The sequence below is a fragment of the Shewanella sp. SG41-4 genome, assembly GCF_014164505.1.
Lineage (GTDB): Bacteria > Pseudomonadota > Gammaproteobacteria > Enterobacterales > Shewanellaceae > Shewanella.
Window position 1 is genome coordinate 1 of sequence record NZ_JACJFI010000759.1, and the last position, 406, is coordinate 406.

Annotated in this window: 1 protein-coding gene; it reads right to left on the bottom strand. The window is 45.1% G+C overall.

The features are described 5' to 3' along the window. Positions 1-406 (bottom strand): IS66 family transposase (locus tag H5202_RS23705; RefSeq protein WP_182774160.1); only part of this gene is annotated, 406 nt, incomplete at both ends.

Here is a 406-nt window from a genome sequence, read left to right on the forward strand (position 1 = left end):
TCTGCTCAAGCCATGCTTTTAGCTTGTCCAGTATAGGCACACTGGCTTGTTGTCTTGTCGTGTATTTATCATCCACACTTTTATCTTTAACGCGTGACTCAACGCCGTACAGTTTTTGGATAAGGCTCAATACCACATCCGCTTTGCCGGTTTTATTTTTCCCTTGTAGCTTTTTCGCGTCGATAAATTTACGACGAGCATGAGCCCAACAGCCGATTAAGGTTGCCTCTGTTTTGGCATAGGCTTGATAACCATCCACGTGTAAATACCCTTGATATCCATCAAGATAATTAACCACGCAGGCGGCCGCGCGACTATTGTGGAAGTCGTAAAGCACGATATTAGGGATAGGATTATTCGGGTCTGGTGAATCTCGACCTGAGCAATACACCCACATGTAGCTGTT